At 67.7% G+C, this 19,513-nt stretch carries 22 protein-coding genes; 18 read left to right on the plus strand and 4 right to left on the minus strand.

Features of this window, described 5'->3' with window-relative positions:
- Positions 1 to 67: 67 nt before the first annotated feature.
- Together GFK26_RS29930 and GFK26_RS29935 are read left to right on the plus strand one after the other, a co-directional pair.
- Entirely contained in the window at positions 68 to 1,360 is a 1,293-nt protein-coding gene (locus tag GFK26_RS29930) for a YeaH/YhbH family protein (RefSeq protein ID WP_153285156.1), read from the plus strand.
- On the plus strand, positions 1,357 to 2,940 hold the full coding sequence (locus tag GFK26_RS29935; protein WP_228121807.1) for a SpoVR family protein: 1,584 nt from the start codon (positions 1,357 to 1,359) through the stop codon (positions 2,938 to 2,940). The genes GFK26_RS29930 and GFK26_RS29935 overlap by 4 nt, the downstream gene beginning before the upstream one ends.
- 8 nt (positions 2,941 to 2,948) lie before the next feature.
- Here the strand turns inward: GFK26_RS29935 and aroQ are convergent, their stop codons facing one another.
- Positions 2,949 to 3,389 carry a type II 3-dehydroquinate dehydratase gene (gene aroQ / locus GFK26_RS29940; RefSeq protein WP_056582929.1) on the minus strand — a complete coding sequence of 147 codons (441 nt, stop codon included), beginning with the start codon at positions 3,387 to 3,389 and terminating at the stop codon, positions 2,949 to 2,951.
- Positions 3,390 to 3,435: 46 nt separating this feature from the next.
- Positions 3,436 to 4,434, minus strand: a complete 999-nt coding sequence (locus GFK26_RS29945) for a LysR family transcriptional regulator (RefSeq protein ID WP_153286150.1) — start codon at positions 4,432 to 4,434, stop codon at positions 3,436 to 3,438.
- Positions 4,435 to 4,606: 172 nt separating this feature from the next.
- On the opposite strand from GFK26_RS29945, the gene GFK26_RS29950 reads away from it, so the two are divergent.
- From GFK26_RS29950 to GFK26_RS29995, 10 genes are read left to right on the plus strand one after another with little or no spacing between them, the layout of a single operon-like run.
- Entirely contained in the window at positions 4,607 to 5,290 is a 684-nt protein-coding gene (locus GFK26_RS29950; protein WP_153285157.1) for a Rieske (2Fe-2S) protein, read from the plus strand.
- 18 nt (positions 5,291 to 5,308) lie between these two features.
- Complete coding sequence (locus GFK26_RS29955; protein ID WP_153285158.1) at positions 5,309 to 6,154, plus strand: aromatic ring-hydroxylating oxygenase subunit alpha; 846 nt, start codon at positions 5,309 to 5,311, stop codon at positions 6,152 to 6,154.
- 53 nt (positions 6,155 to 6,207) lie between these two features.
- Positions 6,208 to 6,798: a glutathione S-transferase family protein gene (locus GFK26_RS29960; RefSeq protein ID WP_416222577.1), complete on the plus strand. Its 591-nt coding sequence runs from the start codon at positions 6,208 to 6,210 to the stop codon at positions 6,796 to 6,798.
- Positions 6,799 to 6,850: 52 nt separating this feature from the next.
- Positions 6,851 to 7,957 carry an S-(hydroxymethyl)glutathione dehydrogenase/class III alcohol dehydrogenase gene (locus tag GFK26_RS29965; RefSeq protein WP_101492101.1) on the plus strand — a complete coding sequence of 369 codons (1,107 nt, stop codon included), beginning with the start codon at positions 6,851 to 6,853 and terminating at the stop codon, positions 7,955 to 7,957.
- Positions 7,958 to 7,976: 19 nt separating this feature from the next.
- On the plus strand, positions 7,977 to 8,909 hold the full coding sequence (locus tag GFK26_RS29970) for an alpha/beta fold hydrolase (RefSeq protein ID WP_153285160.1): 933 nt from the start codon (positions 7,977 to 7,979) through the stop codon (positions 8,907 to 8,909).
- Positions 8,906 to 9,790, plus strand: a complete 885-nt coding sequence (fghA, locus tag GFK26_RS29975; RefSeq protein WP_153285161.1) for an S-formylglutathione hydrolase — start codon at positions 8,906 to 8,908, stop codon at positions 9,788 to 9,790. Before GFK26_RS29970 ends, fghA begins: the two co-directional genes overlap by 4 nt.
- Before the next feature lie 37 nt (positions 9,791 to 9,827).
- On the plus strand, positions 9,828 to 10,331 hold the full coding sequence (locus tag GFK26_RS29980; protein WP_153285162.1) for a GNAT family N-acetyltransferase: 504 nt from the start codon (positions 9,828 to 9,830) through the stop codon (positions 10,329 to 10,331).
- A 27-nt stretch (positions 10,332 to 10,358) separates the two neighbouring features.
- Positions 10,359 to 10,754, plus strand: coding sequence for a VOC family protein (locus tag GFK26_RS29985; RefSeq protein ID WP_228121808.1), 396 nt, complete (start codon positions 10,359 to 10,361; stop codon positions 10,752 to 10,754).
- On the plus strand, positions 10,751 to 11,143 hold the full coding sequence (locus GFK26_RS29990) for a TfoX/Sxy family protein (RefSeq protein ID WP_153285163.1): 393 nt from the start codon (positions 10,751 to 10,753) through the stop codon (positions 11,141 to 11,143). The genes GFK26_RS29985 and GFK26_RS29990 overlap by 4 nt, the downstream gene beginning before the upstream one ends.
- Complete coding sequence (locus tag GFK26_RS29995; protein ID WP_153285164.1) at positions 11,140 to 11,769, plus strand: 3'-5' exonuclease; 630 nt, start codon at positions 11,140 to 11,142, stop codon at positions 11,767 to 11,769. Before GFK26_RS29990 ends, GFK26_RS29995 begins: the two co-directional genes overlap by 4 nt.
- Positions 11,770 to 11,787: 18 nt before the next feature.
- Here GFK26_RS29995 and GFK26_RS30000 read toward each other — a convergent pair whose 3' ends face one another.
- A complete protein-coding gene (locus GFK26_RS30000) occupies positions 11,788 to 12,516 on the minus strand; it encodes an alpha/beta fold hydrolase (protein ID WP_153285165.1) in 729 nt (242 codons plus the stop codon).
- Positions 12,517 to 12,683: 167 nt separating this feature from the next.
- Between GFK26_RS30000 and GFK26_RS30005 the strand changes: the two genes are divergently transcribed.
- The 6 genes from GFK26_RS30005 (at position 12,684) to GFK26_RS30030 (ending at position 18,112) form a co-directional block, all read left to right on the plus strand.
- The gene (locus tag GFK26_RS30005) at positions 12,684 to 13,010 is read left to right on the plus strand and encodes an ArsR/SmtB family transcription factor (protein ID WP_153285166.1); all 327 of its coding nucleotides are present in this window, start codon (positions 12,684 to 12,686) and stop codon (positions 13,008 to 13,010) included.
- A 308-nt stretch (positions 13,011 to 13,318) separates the two neighbouring features.
- Entirely contained in the window at positions 13,319 to 14,605 is a 1,287-nt protein-coding gene (locus GFK26_RS30010; protein WP_153285167.1) for an arsenic transporter, read from the plus strand.
- 42 nt (positions 14,606 to 14,647) lie between these two features.
- Positions 14,648 to 15,079, plus strand: a complete 432-nt coding sequence (arsC, locus tag GFK26_RS30015; protein ID WP_153285168.1) for an arsenate reductase (glutaredoxin) — start codon at positions 14,648 to 14,650, stop codon at positions 15,077 to 15,079.
- The gene (arsH, locus tag GFK26_RS30020; protein ID WP_153285169.1) at positions 15,063 to 15,782 is read left to right on the plus strand and encodes an arsenical resistance protein ArsH; all 720 of its coding nucleotides are present in this window, start codon (positions 15,063 to 15,065) and stop codon (positions 15,780 to 15,782) included. Before arsC ends, arsH begins: the two co-directional genes overlap by 17 nt.
- A gap of 149 nt (positions 15,783 to 15,931) precedes the next feature.
- A complete protein-coding gene (locus GFK26_RS30025; RefSeq protein WP_153285170.1) occupies positions 15,932 to 16,957 on the plus strand; it encodes an AraC family transcriptional regulator in 1,026 nt (341 codons plus the stop codon).
- Between the two features lie 63 nt (positions 16,958 to 17,020).
- Positions 17,021 to 18,112 carry a hypothetical protein gene (locus GFK26_RS30030; protein ID WP_153285171.1) on the plus strand — a complete coding sequence of 364 codons (1,092 nt, stop codon included), beginning with the start codon at positions 17,021 to 17,023 and terminating at the stop codon, positions 18,110 to 18,112.
- Between the two features lie 26 nt (positions 18,113 to 18,138).
- On the opposite strand, the gene GFK26_RS30035 is transcribed toward GFK26_RS30030, so the two are convergent.
- Positions 18,139 to 19,335, minus strand: a complete 1,197-nt coding sequence (locus GFK26_RS30035; protein WP_153285172.1) for an ABC transporter substrate-binding protein — start codon at positions 19,333 to 19,335, stop codon at positions 18,139 to 18,141.
- Between the last annotated feature and the right edge of the window lie 178 nt (positions 19,336 to 19,513).

Below are 19,513 nucleotides of genomic sequence, written 5' to 3' on the forward strand. Positions count from 1 at the left end.
AACGGGCGCGTGCGACGGACCTAACCATCGCACCGCCCACCGTTTTGCAAGGAGCTTTGAAAACATCGTGGCCATCCTGCAGCAGATCATCGATCGTCGGCTCTCGGGCAAGAACAAGTCCATCGGCAACCGCGAGCGCTTTCTTCGGCGCTACAAGGGGCAGATCCAGGAGGCGGTGCGGCGCGCGGTCAGTGGGCGCAACATCCGCGAACTGGAGCAAGGCGAAGACGTGACCCTGCCGCGCCACGATGTCTCGGAGCCGGTGTTCGGCCATGCGCGCGGCGGCGACCGCGAGTATGTGCACCCCGGCAACCAGGAGTACCTCAAGGGCGACCGCATCGCGCGCCCGGAGGGCCAAGGCGGCGGCGGCTCGGGCAGCGGCGAAGCGAGCGACAGTGGCGAAGGCGAGGACGACTTCGTCTTTCGCCTCACGCGCGAGGAGTTCATGCGCGTCTTTTTCGACGACCTGGCGCTGCCGCACCTCGTTCGCACCCAGATCGCCGAAGTGCCCGAGTGGAAGAGCCATCGCGCCGGCTTCACGAGCGACGGCACGCCCAACAACCTGCACGTGGTGCGCTCCATGCGCGGCGCGCTCGCGCGACGCATTGCGCTGGGCGGCGAACCGCGCAAGGAGCTCAAGCGCCTGGAGGCGCACCTGCTGGTGCTGAAGGCGCATCCGCAGGCCGAGACGGCGCTGATCCAGAAGGAAATCCGCGAGACCGAGGAGCTCATCGCCGAGCTGCGCCGCACCATGCGGCACGTGCCCTACATCGACCCGATCGACCTGCGCTACCGCAACCGCGTGAAGACGCCCGTGCCCAGCGCCAAGGCCGTGATGTTCTGCCTCATGGACGTGTCGGGCTCGATGGACGAGGCGCGCAAGGACATGGCCAAGCGCTTCTTCATGCTGCTGTACCTGTTTCTCACGCGGCACTACGAGCGCATCGACCTCGTGTTCCTGCGCCACCACACGCAGGCACAAGAGGTGACCGAGGAAGAGTTCTTTCACGCGACCGAAACCGGCGGCACCGTGGTGTCGAGCGCGCTGGTGCTCATGGACGAGATCATCAAGGCCCGCTACGCCAGCGGCGAGTGGAACGTGTACGGCGCCCAGGCCAGCGACGGCGACAACTGGCACCAGGACAGCGGCCGCTGCCGCGAGCTGCTGGTCGACAACATCCTGCCCGTGGTGCGCTACTACGCCTACGTGCAGGTGGCCGAGACCGAGCAGAACCTGTGGCAGGAGTACCAGCAGCTCGAGGGCGTCGCGCCCAACTTCGCGATGCGCAAGGTGTCGGACGCACAAGACATCTACCCGGTGTTCCGCGACCTGTTCAAGAAGGAAGGGGTGCCCGCATGATCACCACCACCGAACGCCCTCCCGGTGCCCCCGTCCTGCCGCGCAGCACCGACCTACCCACCTCCCGCCTGGAGCGCCTGCCCAGCCCGTCCGACTGGACCTTCGAGCTCATCGAGACGTACCACACCGAGATCGCGAAGACCGCGAGGAGCTTCGGCCTGGACACCTACCCGAACCAGCTCGAGGTGATCACGGCCGAGCAGATGATGGACGCCTACGCCAGCGTGGGCATGCCCATGATCTACAGGCACTGGTCGTACGGCAAGCAGTTCATCTCCACCGAGAAGAACTACAAGCGCGGCCACATGGGACTGGCCTACGAGATCGTCATCAACTCCGATCCGTGCATTGCCTACCTCATGGAAGAAAACACCATGGCCATGCAGGCCCTGGTGATTGCGCATGCGGCCTACGGGCACAACAGCTTCTTCAAGGGCAACTACCTGTTCCGCATGTGGACCGACGCGTCGTCGATCATCGACTACCTCGTCTACGCGCGGCACTACATCGCCGAGTGCGAGGAGCGCCACGGCCTCGATGCCGTGGAAGACCTGCTCGACTCCTGCCATGCGCTCATGAACTACGGCGTCGACCGCTACCGCCGTCCGCAGAAGCGCTCGCTGGCCCAGGAAAGCGCGCAGCGCGCCGACCGCGAGCGCCACATGCAGCAGCAGGTGAACGACCTGTGGCGCACGCTACCTCGCAAGAGCGAACAGGCCACCGAGTCGGAAGCCGAAGCCGCACGCCGCTTTCCGTCGGAGCCGCAGGAGAACCTGCTCTATTTCATCGAGAAGAACGCCGCCCTGCTCGAACCGTGGCAGCGCGAGGTGGTGCGCATCGTGCGCAAGATCGCGCAGTACTTCTACCCGCAGCGCCAGACCCAGGTCATGAACGAAGGCTGGGCCACCTTCTGGCACTACACGCTGCTCAACACCATGTACGACCGCGGCCAGCTGGACGACGGCTTCATGATGGAATGGCTCAGCTCGCACACGAGCGTGGTGTTCCAGCCGCCCGTGGGCCACCGTGCGTACAGCGGCATCAACCCGTATGCGCTGGGCTTCAAGATGTTCACCGACCTGCGCCGCGTCTGCGAGAAGCCGACCGAAGAAGACCGCCGCTGGTTCCCCGACTACGCGGGCACCGACTGGGTGAAGACGCTCGACTACGCCATGCGCAACTTCAAGGACGAGAGCTTCGTCGGCCAGTTCCTGAGCCCGAAGACGATGCGCGATTTCCGCCTGTTCGCCATCCGCGACTACCAGAGCGAATCGGAGCTCGAGGTGTCGGCCATCCACGACGACAGCGGCTACCAGGCGCTGCGCGAATCGCTGTCACGCCAGTACGACATCGGCAACCGCGAGCCCGACATCCAGGTCTGGAGCGTCGCCACGCGCGGCGACCGCTCGCTCACGCTGCGCCACACGCAGCGCAACAACCTGCCGCTGAACGACAGCGCCGAAGAAGTGCTGAAGCACGTCGCAAGGCTCTGGGGCTTCGACGTGCACCTGGAAAGCGTCGACAGCGGCGGCCGGGTCAGCCGCAGCTGGAAGGCTGCTGCGCCCAAGCAGAACTACTGAGGAAAGGGTCAGGGCACCAGCGCGGCGATGGCCAGCGTGTAGCCCTTCACCCCCAGCCCCACGATGATCCCGCGCGCCGCGGGCGAGATGTACGACTTGTGGCGAAACTCTTCGCGTGCATGCACGTTCGAGATGTGCAGCTCGATCAGCGGCACGCTCGCGCCCTTGATGGCGTCGTGCAGCGCGATCGACGTGTGGGTGTAGGCACCCGGGTTCATCACCACGCCCAGCATGTTGCCGGCGGCCACCTCGCGGCCTGCCTCCTGCACCCAGTCGATCAGCACGCCTTCGTGGTTCGACTGGCGGCATTCGATTGCCACGCCGAGCTTGGCACCCGTTTCATGGCACAGCCGCTCCACGTCGGCGAGCGTGTCGCGGCCGTACTGTTCGGGCTCGCGCGTGCCGAGCAGGTTGAGGTTGGGGCCGTTGAGAACGAGGATTTTCTTCATGATGGATCGGTGAAGGAAGCAACCGGATGCCGGCAGATGGCCAAGATTATGGGCGCGCCGCCGGCCGCGCCCGCCGTGCCGAAGGCGACACCGCAGCAGTCGAGCCCACGTAGTGGTTGTACGAGCCGATGTCCGCCACGCAGCGCGCCATCAGGTCGACGAACGCGCGCAGCTTCTGCCCCATGTAGCGCTGCCGCTGGTAGGCGCAGTACAGCCGCCGCGCCTCCGGCGGCCACTGCGGCAGCACCGGCACCAGCACGCCCTGCGCCACTTCGGGGCCCGCAAAGAACACCGGCAGCGGCGCAATGCCCAGGCCGTCGATGCAGAAGGTCTTCATCACCCAGTGGTCGTTGGTCTCGAAGGCCGGCTCCGTGCGCACCACATGGCGGCCCGAGGCCTGCTGCGACACCAGCCGCAGCGGCGACGGTGGCCCCGACGGCTCGCGCATCGCGATCATCCGGTGCTGCGCCAGCGCCTCGGGCGTCTGCGGCGTGCCGTGCCGCGCCAGGTACTGCGGGCTCGCGTACAGACCGTAGGCCAGCCGGCCCAGCAGCTTGGCGACCAGGTCCGGCAAATCGGGTGGCGCCGAGCCGACATAGCAATCGACCTCGCCGATCTGCGGGGCCTGCACCCCGTTCGCCACGTCGAGCTGGCAGCGCACGTTCGGGTGCGATTCGAGAAAGATCCGCACCACATGGCAGACGAAGGAGGTGCTGAACTGCGTGTCGGACAGCAGCGTGAGCCGCCCCGACACCCCGCCCGTGAGCTCCTGCACCTCGGTGCGCGCCGTTTCCAGCCGGCCGCTCACCTCCCCGAGCAGCCCCTCGCAACGTGCGAAGAACGCACGCCCGGCCTCCGTCGGCGCGATGCGGCGCGAGCTGCGCAGCAGCAGCTGGGCGCCCAGCAGTTCCTCCAGCCGTGTGAGCTGGCGGCTCAGCGTCGCCTTCGACACGCCCGACAGGCTCTCGGCCTTGGTGAGGCTGCCGCTCTTCATCACGAGCACGAAGGCCTCGACCAGCGCGAGGTCGATGCGCCCGGCGCTCATGAATGCCACCGCGGTGGGCGTCGTCGTTGCAGGAATGAAAAGGAGCGTCTTGGCATGGGGCTTTCATCGGTGCGGCGGACACGCTACGGTAGGCGGCACCGCCGACAAGGGCATGGCCGATGCTATGCCGGTTTGCGGCACCCTTTCTCGCTGCCCCCACGATCAAAGACCCATGAATCCTTCCGCCGTATCACAGGCCTGGCACCCCGTCGCTCCCTCCGCCGAGGTGCGCGCCGGCGCCAACATCGTCGCCGGCTTTGCGCAAGGCCAGGAGCTCGCGCTGTGGCGCGCGGCCGATGGCTCACCCCAGGCCTGGGAGAACCGCTGCCCGCACCGCAGCGTGCGCTTCACGCTCGGCCAGGTGACCGGCGGCGACCGCCTGGCCTGCGCGTACCACGGCTGGCAGTACGAGGCCGGCAGCGGCGCGTGCGTGCGCATCCCGGCACACCCGGCCATGCAGGCGCCGCGCAATGTCTGCGCCAAGGTGTTCGCCACGGCGGATGCCGCGGGCATGCTGTGGGTGCGCCTTGCAGCCGATGGCCCGCCGGCGCCGGCTGAACTGGCCGATGTCGTTCCCGCCGACTGGCACCTCGCCCGCACGCTGACGCTGCGCGTGGCCGCGTCCGAGGTGCGCGATGCGCTGGCGCAGCACGGCTTCACATCGGCAGCAACGCCCGATGCATGGCAAGGCACGCTGGGCGAATCGCCCGTCGCCGCGCTGCTGCTCGACGCCCAGCCGCAGTTGAGCTTCCTGCACCTGTGGACCGACGCAGCCCCCGGCTCCGACGCAATGGCCCGGGTGCACCTCGCAGCGCGCCAGCTGCGCAGCGCCATCGAAGCCGCGTCATCGCACTGAAAAGAAGAAAGAAAAAACATGCCCTTCGTCACCGACGATCCCAACATGCTCGACGACTGGCTCGTCGTCGGCCCCGCCGGCGGCTTGCCCCGCACGACACGGCTGCTCGGCGAAACCCTGCACCTGCACGCCGATGCCGACGGCACGCCACACGCCCTTCTCGGCAACGACGCGCTGACCGTTCAATCGCGCTACGGCTTCCTCTGGGTCTGTCCCAGCGGCCGCCCCGCACGGCCGCTGTTCGCCTTCCCCGAGCACGAAGAGCCCGGTCGCCGCCTCGTCGATTGCGGCGGACTCGGCGTGGCCGTGTCGGGCCTGCGCGTGATCGAGAACTTCCTGGACATGGCGCACTTTCCCTTCGTGCACCCCGACTACCTCGGCAAGGTGCCGCACACCGAAGTCGCCAAGTACAACGTCGAGGTCGATGCCGCCACCGACGAGATCTGGGCCACCGACTGCCGCTTCTGGCAGCCGCGCGCCTCGGCCGCCCACGACACGGGCAGCGAGGTGTTCTACAAGTACCGCGTGATGCAGCCCTTCTCGGCCATGCTCTACAAGTCGAGCCACCGGCCCGACAAGCTCGACGCCATCGGCCTGTTCCTGCAGCCCGTGGACGACGAGCACGTCATCGCCCACACGCTGCTCGCCTATTTCGACGACGTGTCGACCGACGCCGAGCTCATCGCGTTCCAGCACACGATCTTCGGGCAGGACAAGCCCATTCTGGAGAACCACGCCTTCAAGCGCATGCCGCTCGAAGGCCGCGCCGAAACGCCCACGCGCGGCGACACCACCTCCGTCACTTACCGCCGCTGGCTGCGCGAGCGCGGCATGCGCTTCGGCACCGCGAGGGCCGCCGCGTGACCATCAAGCTCTACGACTACCCGCTTTCAGGCAACTGCTTCAAGGTGCGCCAGATGCTGCTGTGGCTCGGCGTGGACCACGCGAGCGTGCCGGTCGACTTCCATCCCGGTCGCGAGCACAGGTCCGCAAGATTTCTCGAGCAGATCAACCCGCTCGGCCAGCTCCCGGTGATCGACGACGAAGGCTTCGTTCTGCGCGATGCACAAGCCATCCTGGTTTACCTCGCGAGCCGCTACGACGCATCGCAGCGCTGGTACCCCGCCGACCCGAAGCTGCGCGGCCAGGTCGCGATGTGGCTCGCCATGGCCGACGAGATCACGCGCACCGCCTCGGCCGCCCGGCTGCACGACGCGCTGGGCTACACGCACCTGGACATCGACGCCTGCCGGCGGGGCGCGCGCGCGGCCTTCCGCGTGCTCGACGACCACCTCGCCGAGCAGCATGCCGCCACCGGCCTGCGCTGGCTCGCCGCCGCGCCCGAGCCGACCATTGCCGACCTCGCCTGCTTTCCGTACGTGGCGCTGGCGGGCGAAGGCGGCCTCTCGCTCGACGAGTTTCCCGCGCTGCGCCGCTGGGTCTGGGATTTCCGTCACCTGCCCGGTTTTGTGGGCATGTCGGGTATCTTCCCCGCTGGCCCCGCCTGAAGGCGCGCCTGAGTATCCTTGACCCCTTCCGCTCTCTGAAGAACCGAATCCCATGAAAACCAAAGCCGCCGTCGCCTGGCAAGCAGGCCAACCCCTCACCATCGAAACCGTGGACCTCCAGGGCCCGAAGTTCGGTGAAGTGCTGGTCGAGATCAAGGCCACCGGCATCTGCCACACCGACTACTACACGCTCTCGGGCGCCGACCCCGAAGGCATCTTTCCTGCCATCCTGGGCCATGAAGGCGCGGGCATCGTGGTCGACGTCGGCCCCGGCGTCACCACGCTGAAAAAGGGCGACCACGTCATTCCGCTGTACACGCCCGAATGCCGCCAGTGCAAGTTCTGCCTGAGCCGCAAGACCAACCTGTGCCAGCTGATCCGCGGCACGCAGGGCAAGGGCCTCATGCCCGACGCCACCTCGCGCTTCAGCCTCGACGGCAAGCCCATCTTTCACTACATGGGCACCAGCACTTTCAGCAACTACACGGTCGCGCCCGAAATCTCGCTGGCCAAGATCCGCGAAGACGCGCCCTTCGACAAGGTCTGCTACATCGGCTGCGGCGTGACCACCGGCATCGGTGCGGTGCTCTTCACGGCCAAGGTCGAAGCCGGTGCGAACGTCGTGGTGTTCGGCCTGGGCGGCATCGGCCTGAACGTGATCCAGGGCGCCAAGATGGTGGGCGCCGACAAGATCATCGGCGTCGACCTCAACCCCGAGCGCGAAGCCATGGCCCGCAAGTTCGGCATGACGCACTTCATCAACCCCAAGACCACCGAGAACGTGGTCGACGCCATCGTGCAGCTGACCGACGGCGGCGCCGACTACAGCTTCGAGTGCATCGGCAACACGCAGGTGATGCGCCAGGCGCTGGAATGCACGCACAAGGGCTGGGGCCGCAGCATCATCATCGGCGTGGCCGAGGCCGGCGCCGAGATCAGCACGCGCCCGTTCCAGCTGGTCACCGGCCGCAAGTGGGAAGGCTCGGCCTTCGGCGGCGCGCGCGGTCGCACCGACGTGCCGAAGATCGTCGACTGGTACATGGAAGGCAAGATCAACATCGACGACCTGATCACGCACACCATGCCGCTCGAAGACATCAACAAGGGCTTCGATCTGATGAAGCGCGGCGAGTCGATCCGCGGCGTCGTTCTTTACTAAAGCCGAGGAGGCGCCCGCCATGAACCGCATGGAACCCTTGCGCACCATTGAAGCGGGCGTCCTCGAAGTCGCCTATTACGAAACCGGCCCCGCCGACGGCCCGCCCGTGCTGCTGATGCATGGCTTTCCGTACGACATCCACACGTACGCAGAGGTCGCGCCGATGCTGGCCGCGCAAGGCTGCCGCGTCGTCGTGCCGTACATGCGCGGCTACGGCGGCACGCGCTTCCTGAGCGACGCCACGCCGCGCTCGGGCGAACAGGCGGCGTTCGGCGCCGACCTGCTCGCGCTGCTCGATGCGCTGAAGATCGAGCGCGCCGTGCTCGCCGGCTACGACTGGGGCGGTCGCGCCGCCTGCGTGGTCGCAGCGCTGTGGCCCGAGCGCTGCGCAGGGCTGGTCTCGCTCAACAGCTACAACATCCAGAACATTGCGAAGGCGATGGAGCCGGACACCGCCGAGAACGAGCACAGCCTCTGGTACCAGTACTACTTTCACAGCGAACGCGGCCGCGCCGGCCTTGCGAAGGACCGCAACGCGATCGCGAAACTGCTCTGGCAGCTGTGGTCGCCGACGTGGCAATTCGACGACGCCACCTTCGCGCGCAGTGCCGCCGCCTTCGACCACCCCGACTTCGTCGACGTGGTGATCCATTCGTACCGCCACCGCTTCGGCCTCGTGCCCGGCGACCCGGCCTATGCGGACATCGAGCGCCGCCTCGCCGCACAGCCGACGATCACCGTGCCCGCCATCACCTTCGACGGCATCGACGACGGCGTGCGACCGCCCGCCGATGCCTCGGCCCATGCGCACCGCTTCAGCGGGCCGCGTTCGCACCGCCTCGTGCCCGGCGCGGGCCACAACCTGCCGCAGGAAGCACCCCGCACCTTCGCCGATGCCGTGCTTGAACTCGTGCCCGCACTGATGCGCAGCCAGACGACCTCTTCTTCATGACCGACACCACCCCGACACTCCTTTCCGAACACCACGCCTTCGGCGGCGTGCAGCGCTTCTTCGAGCACCGCTCGCACGAAATCGGCCTGCCGATGCGCTTCTCGGTCTACCTGCCGCCGCAGGCCTTGACTGCCGGCAAGCCCGTGCCCGCCCTGCTCTACCTCGCGGGCCTGACCTGCAACGAGGAAACCTTCGCGGTGAAGGCCGGCGCGCAACGCATGGCCGCGAGCCTGGGCCTGGCGCTCGTCGCACCCGACACCAGCCCGCGCGGCGCCGGGCCCGAAGGCCTGCCGGGCGCGAAAGACAGCTGGGACTTCGGCATCGGCGCCGGCTTCTATCTCGACGCCACCGCCGAGCCATGGGCCACGCACTGGCGCATGGAAAGCTGGATCGTCCACGAGCTGCTGCCGCTCGTGACCCAACACCTGCCCATCGACGGCCAGCGCCTGGGCATCTTCGGCCACTCGATGGGCGGCCACGGCGCGCTCACGCTGGCGCTGCGGCACCCGGGGCGCTTCCTGTCGCTCTCGGCCTTCGCACCGATCTGCGCGCCCACCCAGTGCCCGTGGGGCCAGAAGGCCTTCGCCGGCTACCTGGGCGAGCCCAGCGACGACCGCGCGCAGTGGCTCGCGCACGACGCCAGCGCGCTGATGCAGTCGCAGACCGTGGCGCCCTATCCGCAGGGCGTCCTCATCGACCAGGGCCTGGCCGACAAATTCCTCGCCGAGCAGCTGCACCCCGAAGTCTTCGAGGCCGCCTGCTTCGCCGCCGGCCAACCGCTCACGCTGCGCCGCCATGCGGGCTACGACCACGGCTACTACTTCATCCAGAGCTTCATGGCCGACCACATCGCGCACCACGCGCAGACGCTGAACGGCTGAACGCAAAGGGGTGCGGTTCGCACCCGGCGTGGCTATCATGGTCCGCATGTCTGCCGCCGAGATTCCCGCCTTCGAGTTGCGCTCGCGCGATGGCGGCGCCGAAGAGAACATGGTGCTCGCCGGCATCTGGCGCCGCGCCTGGGTGTCGGCCAACCGGGGCGCCGCCCACGTCGAGCCCATCGGCCACTGGCTGCGCCGCGTTCAGACCGAATTCATCCCGCCCGCCGACGTGGTGCTCGCCGAGCGCGACGGCCAGGTGCTGGCCTTCATGGTGCTGCTCACGGCGCGCGAGTACGTGGCCCAGTTGTTCGTCGAACCGCACCTGCGCAGCCAGGGCCTGGGCAAGGCGCTGCTCGACGAGGCCTGCGTGCGCATGCCGCACGGCTGGCGGCTGCACGTGGCCGTCACCAACACCGAGGCGCAGCGCTTCTACGAACGCTACGGCCTCGTGCGCGGCGTGGTCGACCGGCACCCGGGCAGCGGGCGCGAACGCATCGCCTACCATTGGTCGCCTGCCCGCGCGCCCTGGCGCACGGGCTGACACCGCCCTCTTCCTTCTTCTTTCCTCATGCGCATCCGCATCGATCACATCGCCCTCTGGACCACCGATCTCGAACGCTGCAAGCGCTTCTACGTCGACTACTTCGGCGCCACCGCCGGCGCGGGGTATGTCAACCCGACCAAGGGCTTCGCCTCGTGCTTCCTGAGCCTGGGCGACGGCGCGCGCATCGAGGCCATGACCACGAGCACCCTGTCGCCCGTGGTCGCCGAGCCTGGCGCGCAACGCATGGGCTGGACGCACCTCGCGATCTCGGTCGGCTCCGACGCCGAAGTCGATGCGCTCACGCAGCGGCTCAAGGCCGACGGCTACCCGCTGCTCGACGGCCCGCGCCGCACCGGCGACGGCTACTACGAGAGCGTGGTGCTCGACCCGGACGGCAACCGCATCGAGATCACTTCATGAGTGTCTTTGTCCAGAGCCTGCACGAGACCTTCGAACGCCTCGGCCGCATCGAAACCCGCCGCATGTTCGGGGGCCATGGCGTGTGGCACGAGGGCCGCATGATCGCGCTCGTCGCCAAGGACACGCTGTACCTCAAGTCCGATGCCGGCAGCGCCGCGCACTTCGACGCGCTGAACCTGCCGCCCTTCACCTACGTGCGCGCGGGCAAGGAGATGCCGATGTCGTACCGGCTGGCGCCGGCCGACCTGTTCGAAGACCGCGAGGAAGCCGCCCGCTGGGGCCGCCTCGCCTACGAAGCCGCGCTGCGTTCGGGCCAGCCGCCGAAGCAGAAGAAGACCAAACCCCAACCCAAGACAACCCCCAAGGCCGCGAAAGCGAAGACCCGGTGAACGAACAGAACAACGACAACAACCCCAGCCACCGGCTCCCTCCGCTGCCTGAGCGCGAACAGATCGCGCTGCTCGACCCCTTCGACAGCCTCGAACTGAAAGACATCGTGGTCGTATCTTCGCTGGCCGAGGCCGAACGCGCCGCAGACGAATTGCTCACGGCCGGCGTGGCCGGCTTCGACACCGAGTCGCGCCCCACCTTCGCCAAGAACGAAGTGTCGACCGGCCCGCACGTGGTGCAGTTCGCGACGCGCGACACGGCCTGGCTGTTCCAGCTGCACCGCGACGAGTGCAACCACGTGGTCGCGGGCCTGCTCGCCTCCACCGAGCTGCGCAAGGTCGGCTTCGGGCTCTCGAGCGACCTGTCGATGATCCGCCTGCGCCTGGCCATTGCGCCGCAGGCCGTGTTCGACATCGACGACGAGTTCCGCCGGCGCGGCTACCGCCGGTCGGTCGGTGTGAAGACGGCGGTGGCGCTCATGTTCAACCAGCGCTTCGCCAAGTCGCGCAAGGCGACCACGTCGAACTGGGCGCACAAACAGCTCAGCGAATCGCAGATCCGCTATGCGGCCAACGACGCCTATGCGTCGCTGCGCGTGTTCGACGCGCTCTTTCCGAACGGCTGACCGAGCGCGCGGCGTCCGTCAGTCGCGCCCCGCTTCGAGGATCGCCTGCGCCAGCCGCAGCGGGTTCGAGAAGAACATCTCGTGGCTGCCCGGGCACTCCACGAGCCGGAACAACCCGAGCCGCTCCGACAGCCGCGGATGCCACGGCAGGCTGTGCGGCAGCGCCGTGTCCTGCAGGCAATTGACGTACGACTTGCCCAGCGCCAGCGCCGCCAGCGGCTGCTGCAGCCGGATCTTGTCGGTGAAGGTGCGGTACGGGTGCGGATTGAGCTGGTCGTAGGCGGACTGCGCCAGCGCCAGGTCGGCGTCGTTGATGAAGGCCTCGCGCCAGATCTCGAACGGCAACGTCACCGCGTTGTCGTTGGCTGCCGCCACCGCGTCGAACATGCTCACGTAGTGCGGCGGCACCATGTCGTTGAGCGCTTCGCCATCGAGCGGCACGAAGGCGTTGATGTAGACCAGCCGCCGCAGCCGCGCCGCGATGCGGTCGGCCACACCCGAAATCACCATGCCGCCGTAGCTGTGGCCCACGAGGCGCACCTGCGTGAGGTCCTTGCCCTCGATGTAGCGCACCACCGACGCGATGGCGTCCTCGAGGCTGGTGCTCGTGCGGCTGTCGCCGGGGTTGTTGCCTGCCACGGTGGGGCAATGCACGGTGTGGCCGGCCGCGCGCAGGCCGTCGGCCACGGCCTCCATTTCGGCGCCGGTGTGCCAGGCGCCGTGAACCAGAACATAGATGTCGGACATGGGTGTCTCCTTCGTTGGATACGTCGGTGGGTGAGGGGCCGACGCGACTGTAGAAAAAACGGTGCATCGCGGATGGCCGCTGCCTGCCACCCTGATGGCCGATTCGCGCCACCGGCCTTTTGACTTCGTGGGTTGCCTCGATTCAATAATTCAAAGATACTTGAATAATGGAAGAAAACGATGTGGTTCGCGCCTTGGGTGCACTCGCGCAACCCGTGCGCTTGCGGGTGTTTCGTGCCTTGGTGGTGGCGGGGCCCGACGGGCTGACGCCGGGTGCGCTGACTGAAGCGCTGGCGGTTTCGGCCACGGGCCTGTCTTTTCACCTCAAGGAGCTGGTGAACGCGAGCCTGGTCTCGCAGGAGCGCCAAGGGCGCAACCTCATCTACCGCGCGTCGTTCGAGCGGATGAACGGCCTGCTCGGCTACCTCACCGAGAACTGCTGTCAGGGGGAAGCCTGCCTTCCGGCGACTGCTACTCAGGCCTGCGACTGTTGACATGAAAACTTGGGCTGTTGCACGCCGCGTGCGTGCGCTCTGGCGTGCTCCCGCCGACGGGGCACCTTGCTCCGCGAATGTCCTCCGCCCTTCGGGCTCCCCCTTGATTTCGCTGCGCAAGGCACCCCATCGACGTGAGCGTTGTTCGCAACGTTCGTTGATGGGCGAGCACCAGCAGCGTGCCCCTGTGCACAGGGCACTGGGTGCTTCCCGCAGCGAAATCAAGGAGGAGCCGAAGGCGGGGGACATTCGCGGAGGGAAGCACCCGGTGGCCTGTGCACGCGCCCTGAACAACAACAAGAACTGACATGACCACAGCCCTCCTCATCTTCGCCTGCACCTTGGTGCTGGTCATCTGGCAGCCCCGCGGCCTCGGCATCGGCTGGAGCGCCATGCTGGGCGCCATCATCGCCCTGCTCTTCGGTGTCGTTCAGCTGGCCGACATCCCCGTGGTGTGGGGCATCGTCTGGAACGCCACCGCGACCTTCATCGCGGTCATCATCATCAGCCTGCTGCTGGACGAAGCCGGGTTCTTCGAATGGGCCGCCCTGCACGTGGCGCGCTGGGGGCGCGGCAACGGCCGCCGGCTGTTCGCCTTCATCGTGCTGCTGGGTGCCGCGGTGTCGGCACTCTTTGCGAACGACGGTGCGGCGCTGATCCTCACGCCCATCGTGATGGCGATGCTGGTGGCGCTCGGCTTCCGGCCCGCCGCCACGCTTGCCTTCGTCATGGCCGCGGGCTTCATTGCCGACACGGCCAGCCTGCCGTTGATCGTGTCGAACCTCGTGAACATTGTGTCGGCCGACTTCTTCAAGATCGGCTTCAACGCGTATGCCTCGGTGATGGTGCCCGTGAACCTGGTGGCCGTGCTCGCGAGCCTGGGCGTGCTGCTGTGGTGCTTCCGGCGCGACATTCCCGCGCGCTACGACATGGCCCGCCTCAAGAACCCCGCCGATGCCATTCGCGACCGCGACACCTTCCGCGCCGGCTGGGTCGTGCTCGCGCTGCTGCTCGTGGGCTTTTTCGGCCTGGAGCCACTGGGCGTGCCGGTGAGCGCCGTGGCCGCCTTCGGTGCGGTGATCCTGCTCGCGGTGGCGGCACGCGGCCCGGTGATCGGCACACGCCAGGTGCTGCGCGGCGCGCCCTGGCAGATCGTCGTCTTCTCGCTGGGCATGTACCTCGTGGTCTACGGCCTGCGCAACGCGGGGCTGACCGGCCAGATCGCCACGCTGCTGAACCTGTTCGCACAAGGCGGCGTCTGGGGCGCGGCGATGGGCACCGGCTTTCTCGCGGCAGTGCTTTCCTCGGTGATGAACAACATGCCGACCGTGCTGGTCGGTGCACTGTCGATCGAAGCCTCGGGCGCGGTCGGCATCGTGAAAGAGGCCATGGTCTATGCCAACGTGATCGGCTGCGACCTCGGCCCGAAGATCACGCCCATCGGCAGCCTCGCCACGCTGCTGTGGCTGCACGTGCTCGCCAGGAAGGGCATGACCATCACCTGGGGCCACTACTTCCGCATCGGCATCGTGCTGACCCTGCCCGTGCTGGCCGCGACACTCGCCGCGCTGGCATTGCGCCTCAGCCTCGGCTGACCCCTTTCATTTTTCTCTCTTCTTTTCTCCAACGAGCCAGCCATGAGCGACATCACGATCTATCACAACCCCGCCTGCGGCACGTCGCGCAACGTGCTCGCGCTGATCCGCAACACGGGCGACGAACCCACCGTCGTCGAGTACCTGAAGACCCCGCCCGACCGCGCCACGCTCACGCAGTTGATCGCAGCGATGGGCGTGCCCGTGCGCGACGTGCTGCGCCAGAAAGGCACGCCCTACGACGAACTGGGCCTTGGCGATCCGCCCTGGAGCGACGAACAGCTCATCGACTTCATGTTGCAGCACCCGATCCTCATCAACCGCCCCATCGTCGTTACGCCACTGGGCACGCGCCTGTGCCGGCCGTCCGAAGAAGTGCTCGACATCCTGCCGAAGCCGCAGCAAGGCGCGTTCGCCAAGGAAGACGGCGAAGCCGTGATCGACGCGAAAGGCCAGCGTGTCGCCAAGCCCTGACCTCCCCCAGCTCGACGCCGATGCGTTCCGCGTTCCCCGCCTGCAGGAGCTGCTGCCCGCGGCACGCGCCACGCATGCGCCGCGCATCCTGCTGCTGTACGGTTCGCTGCGCGAGCGCTCCTACAGCCGCCTGCTGACCGAAGAGGCCGCGCGCCTGCTGCGCGCGATGGGCGCCGAGCCCCGCATCTACGACCCACGCGGCCTGCCCCTGCCCGACGGCGAACCCGAAGACCATCCGAAGGTGCAGGAGCTGCGCGACCTCGCACAGTGGGCCGAGGGCATGGTGTGGACCTCGCCCGAACGCCACGGCGCCATGACCGGGATCATGAAGGCGCAGATCGACTGGATTCCGCTGGCCGTCGGCTCCGTGCGGCCCACGCAGGGCAAGACGCTCGCGGTGATGGAGGTGTCGGGCGGCTCGCAGTCGTTCAACGCGGTGAACCAGCTGCGCGTGCTGGGCCGGTGGATGCGCATGATCACCATCCCCAACCAGTCGTCGGTGGCCAAGGCCTTTCTCGAGTTCGACGACGCGGGCCGCATGAAGCCCTCGCCGTACTACGAGCGCGTGGTCGACGTGATGGAAGAGCTGGTGAAGTTCACGCTGCTCACGCGCGACTGCGCGGACCACCTGGTCGACCGCTACAGCGAGCGGCGTGAGAGCGCCGAGGCGCTGTCCAAGCGCGTCAACCTGCGCAGTATTTAGATACAAGCCCGGCAAGCTTCTTGCAACGGGGACGCCCGTTGCCCGGGCAATTCCCATGGCGGCGCGCGGCGCACCGACGTAGATTCCGGCGTAGAACTTGAGCGTCCGTCGCCGTCGCTTTCCCCCACTTTGGCCCCGCAGGAGTGTCCATGGACGCATGGTCGAGTCAGCAACTGTCCCCGCTGTACAGGCGCGAGGTCTTCCGCTCGCGCGAGGCCGAAGAGACCGACGCGCGCGTGGCCCGCGAACTGAAGCCGCACCGCAGCGCATGGGGCGCAGGCGATGTCGATGCCATCTTCTGCCGCGCCGAGATGAGCGCACTGTCGCTGTGCATCCTGCGCTACGGCTGCGACGTCGACATCGAGCCCGACGCGCTCGGCAAGTTCGTGCTGGTGCAGATGCCGCTGCGCGGCCGTGCCGACATCCACACCGGCGGGCAGACGCTGCAGATCCATCCCGGCCAGGGCGCCATCATTTCCGCCCACAAGCCGGTGCGCCTGCGCTGGCATGCCGACTGCGAACAGCTGATGCTGAAGATCGAACTCAGCCGCCTGCAAGAGGTGGCGCGCCACGCCTTTGCGCTGCGCGGCACCGACACCGTGGGCGAGATCGATTTCGACATGCCCCTGCGGCTCGACGACGCGGCCGGCACGCAGTGGTGCCGCATGGTCGCGAGCCTGGCTTCGCTGCTGCCGCCGACGGAGTTCGAGCGCTACGACCCGCGCTGGCTCGCGCACTGCGAAGACAACCTCATGCTCTACCTGCTGTGCCACCGGCCCAACTCGGTGCTGCAGCAACATGCCGACGCGCAGCGCGGCACCGAAGAGACCAGCCTGCGGCAGCTGCGCCTGGCCGAAGAGTTCATGCGCGAGCGGCTCGACGCGCTGTTGTCGCTCGAAGACGTGGCCCAGGCCGCGGGCGTCACGCGCCGCGGCCTCGCCCTGCTCTTCCGACGCTACCGCGACCTCTCGCCCGGCGAGGTGCTGCGCAACATGCGCCTCGATGCCGCGCATGCGCAACTGGCGCGGCACGACGGCGCCAGCGTCACCGAGGTGGCGCTGAACTGCGGCTTCTCGCACCTGAGCCGCTTTGCCGCCTGCTACCGCGAGCGCTTCGGGCAGCTGCCGCGCGACACCGTGCAAGGCACTTCGCGCCTTTCCGTTTCGAGGCATTGAGCGGAGGCGGGACGCGCCGCAGTCCTGCACCGCAGGGCGCGCGATGTCTGGTAGAAAACCCTCATGACCGGCTCACTCGCGGCTTCCCTTATCGACCTCGCGCTCGGACTGAAGCTCTCAGCGGCCGACAAGGCCGCCAGCAACCGCTTCTCGCTGGAAGGCGCGAGCTGCCAGCCGGGACCGGACGGTGGACTCGAGATCCGGATACAGCGCATCGAGGCCACCGCACTGCAGCTTGCGTCCGGGCCGTTCGTGCTGGAGATCGGCCGCATCGCCGTCCACGACCTCGTGGCGCAGATACGAACCGACGCCGGCGCGGCGCGCCTGGATGCCGTGCAGGCGCGCGAAGTCGAATGTGCGGGCTTGAAGCTGCAGGGCCCCTTGATCCTGGCGCCGCACGTGCGCAAGGCAGACGACGCCTCGCTGACGCCAGACGACGCATGGCGCCTCGACCCGCTCGGCCAGGCCGAAGGCACGGTCCGCGCACAGATCGCCGATGCGCACCTGCTCTTCGACGCCGACGTGACGGTGCCGATCCGGCACGGGCAGATCGACTTCAACGATGCGACCGTCGAACACGTCGGCCCCGACTCGCGCATGGGCATCAGCCGGCTGGGACTGTATGTCGATGCGCCCAACGGGCGCAGCTACCTGTACCAGTTCGCGTCGGCGCCGCTCGCCGGTGTGGAGTTCGAGCACCGCGGCGCGCTGCTGGGCTCGTGGGTCTCCGGGCGCGGCAAGCTGCAACTGCAGGCATTTGTCGAATCTGCGCTGCGACAAGGCCGCGACAACCTCGACCCGGGCTTGACCACGCAGGCGCGCCTGTTGATGGCCCGCACCGGGCTCTCGGGCGAGGTCCGGCTCGGCGATGGGCTGCTCGCCATGCCAGGCCTGCAGGTGCATCTGCAGGGGCGCGCTGAAGGGGCCAATGCCATCGCGCTGCACTCGAAGTCCGCCGGCCGCGGCTTGACTGCGGACATTGCTTCGCTGTCGGCGCGCGACGCCGCAACGACATGGAAAGGCGCGCAACTCGGCTTCGACGCGTTGACGGGAAAGCTCAAGGTGCAGCTGCTGGTCGAAGGGCCGCCCATGCGCTTCGTGCTCGAACTGGAAAACGGCAAGCTCACGACGCCTCGATTTGCGTCGCCGCACTGAGCGGCGGGCCACGCCGATCGCGCGCCTCAGGACTTCATCGCGCACTGCACGGCCGTGCGGTCCTGGTAGCGCTCCAGCACGGTGCCGATCACCTTGTTGGCGATGCGCCCGCTCGCGTCCTTGGCGATCACGCGCAGGTAGTAGTTCTGGATCGGGAAGTTGTTCGACCCGTAGCGGAAGTCGCCGCGCACCGACTTGTAGTTCGCCGCCTTTATCGCCTTGAGCAGCGCGGGCTTGTCGGCCACCTTGCCGCCGACGTCGCGCACGGCCGCATCCATCGCCATGAGCACGTCGTAGGCCTGACCGGCATAGAACGACGGGTTACGCCCATTGTTCTGCTGACGGAACGCGGTCACGAAGCGCTGGTTGGCGGCGTTGTCGAGGTCGAACGACCAGTGCGCGGTGTTGAACAGCCCCAGCATCGGCTCACCGACGGCGGGGATCATGTCTTCGTCGGCCGAGAAGGCGGTGGAGATCAGCGCCACGTCTTTCGACAGCCCGGCACCGACGAACTGCTTGATGAAGCTCACGCCCATGGCGCCGGGTAAAAAGAAGTACAGCGCGTCGGGCTTCGATGCGCGAATCTGCGCCAGCTCGGCCGAGTAGTCGAGCTGCCCGAGCTTGGTGTACAGCTCGTCGCCCACGCCGCCCTTGAAGGTGTGCTTGAAGCCGTTGATGGCGTCCTTGCCGCCTGGGTAGCTGGGCGCGATCATCGCGACCTTCTTGAAGCCCTTGTCCGAGGCGAACTTGCCGGCCGACTCGTAGTACGCGTCGTTCGGGTACGAGGCGCCGAAGAAGTACGGGTTGCAGCGCGCGCCCGAGTAGTCGCTCGGACCGGTGTTGCTCGACAGGTAGGGCACCTTGGCCGCGAAGAGCGGCGGGCCGACGGCCAGCGCGACCGACGAGCCGACCGGCCCGGTGAACAGGTCGATCTTGTCGCGCAGCAGCATGCGCTCGACCACCTGGCGCGCCATCTCGGGGTTGCCTGCCGTGTCGGCCTCGACGAACTCCACCGGCACGCCGCCGAGCTTGCCGCCCAGCTGCTTCATCGCGACCGCGAAGCCGGCCTTGGCCTCGGCACCGCCGACGGCGAAGGGGCCGGACAGGTCCATCGCCAGGCCGACTTTCACGGGCTGCGCGGTCTGGGCCTGTGAGGGCAATGCCAGCGCGCCCACCAGGACGGTGAGCGCGCACAAGACGGATCGGGGCGTGGCCTGCGACATGAAAGATCTCCTCGGAGTGAGTTCGTTGAACGTGGGGGCAGCAGAAATTCAGGCCGCAGTCTCTGTGCGGCGGTGATGCCCCGCTATCCGTTTCGTGCGGCGCAAACCGCTGCACGAAATGGACAGACAACGCCCCGGCGCGCTCCCCAGAATCGCCGCCGACCCCACCACTTCGAGA

Source organism: Variovorax paradoxus, from assembly GCF_009498455.1.
GTDB lineage: Bacteria > Pseudomonadota > Gammaproteobacteria > Burkholderiales > Burkholderiaceae_C > Variovorax > Variovorax paradoxus_H.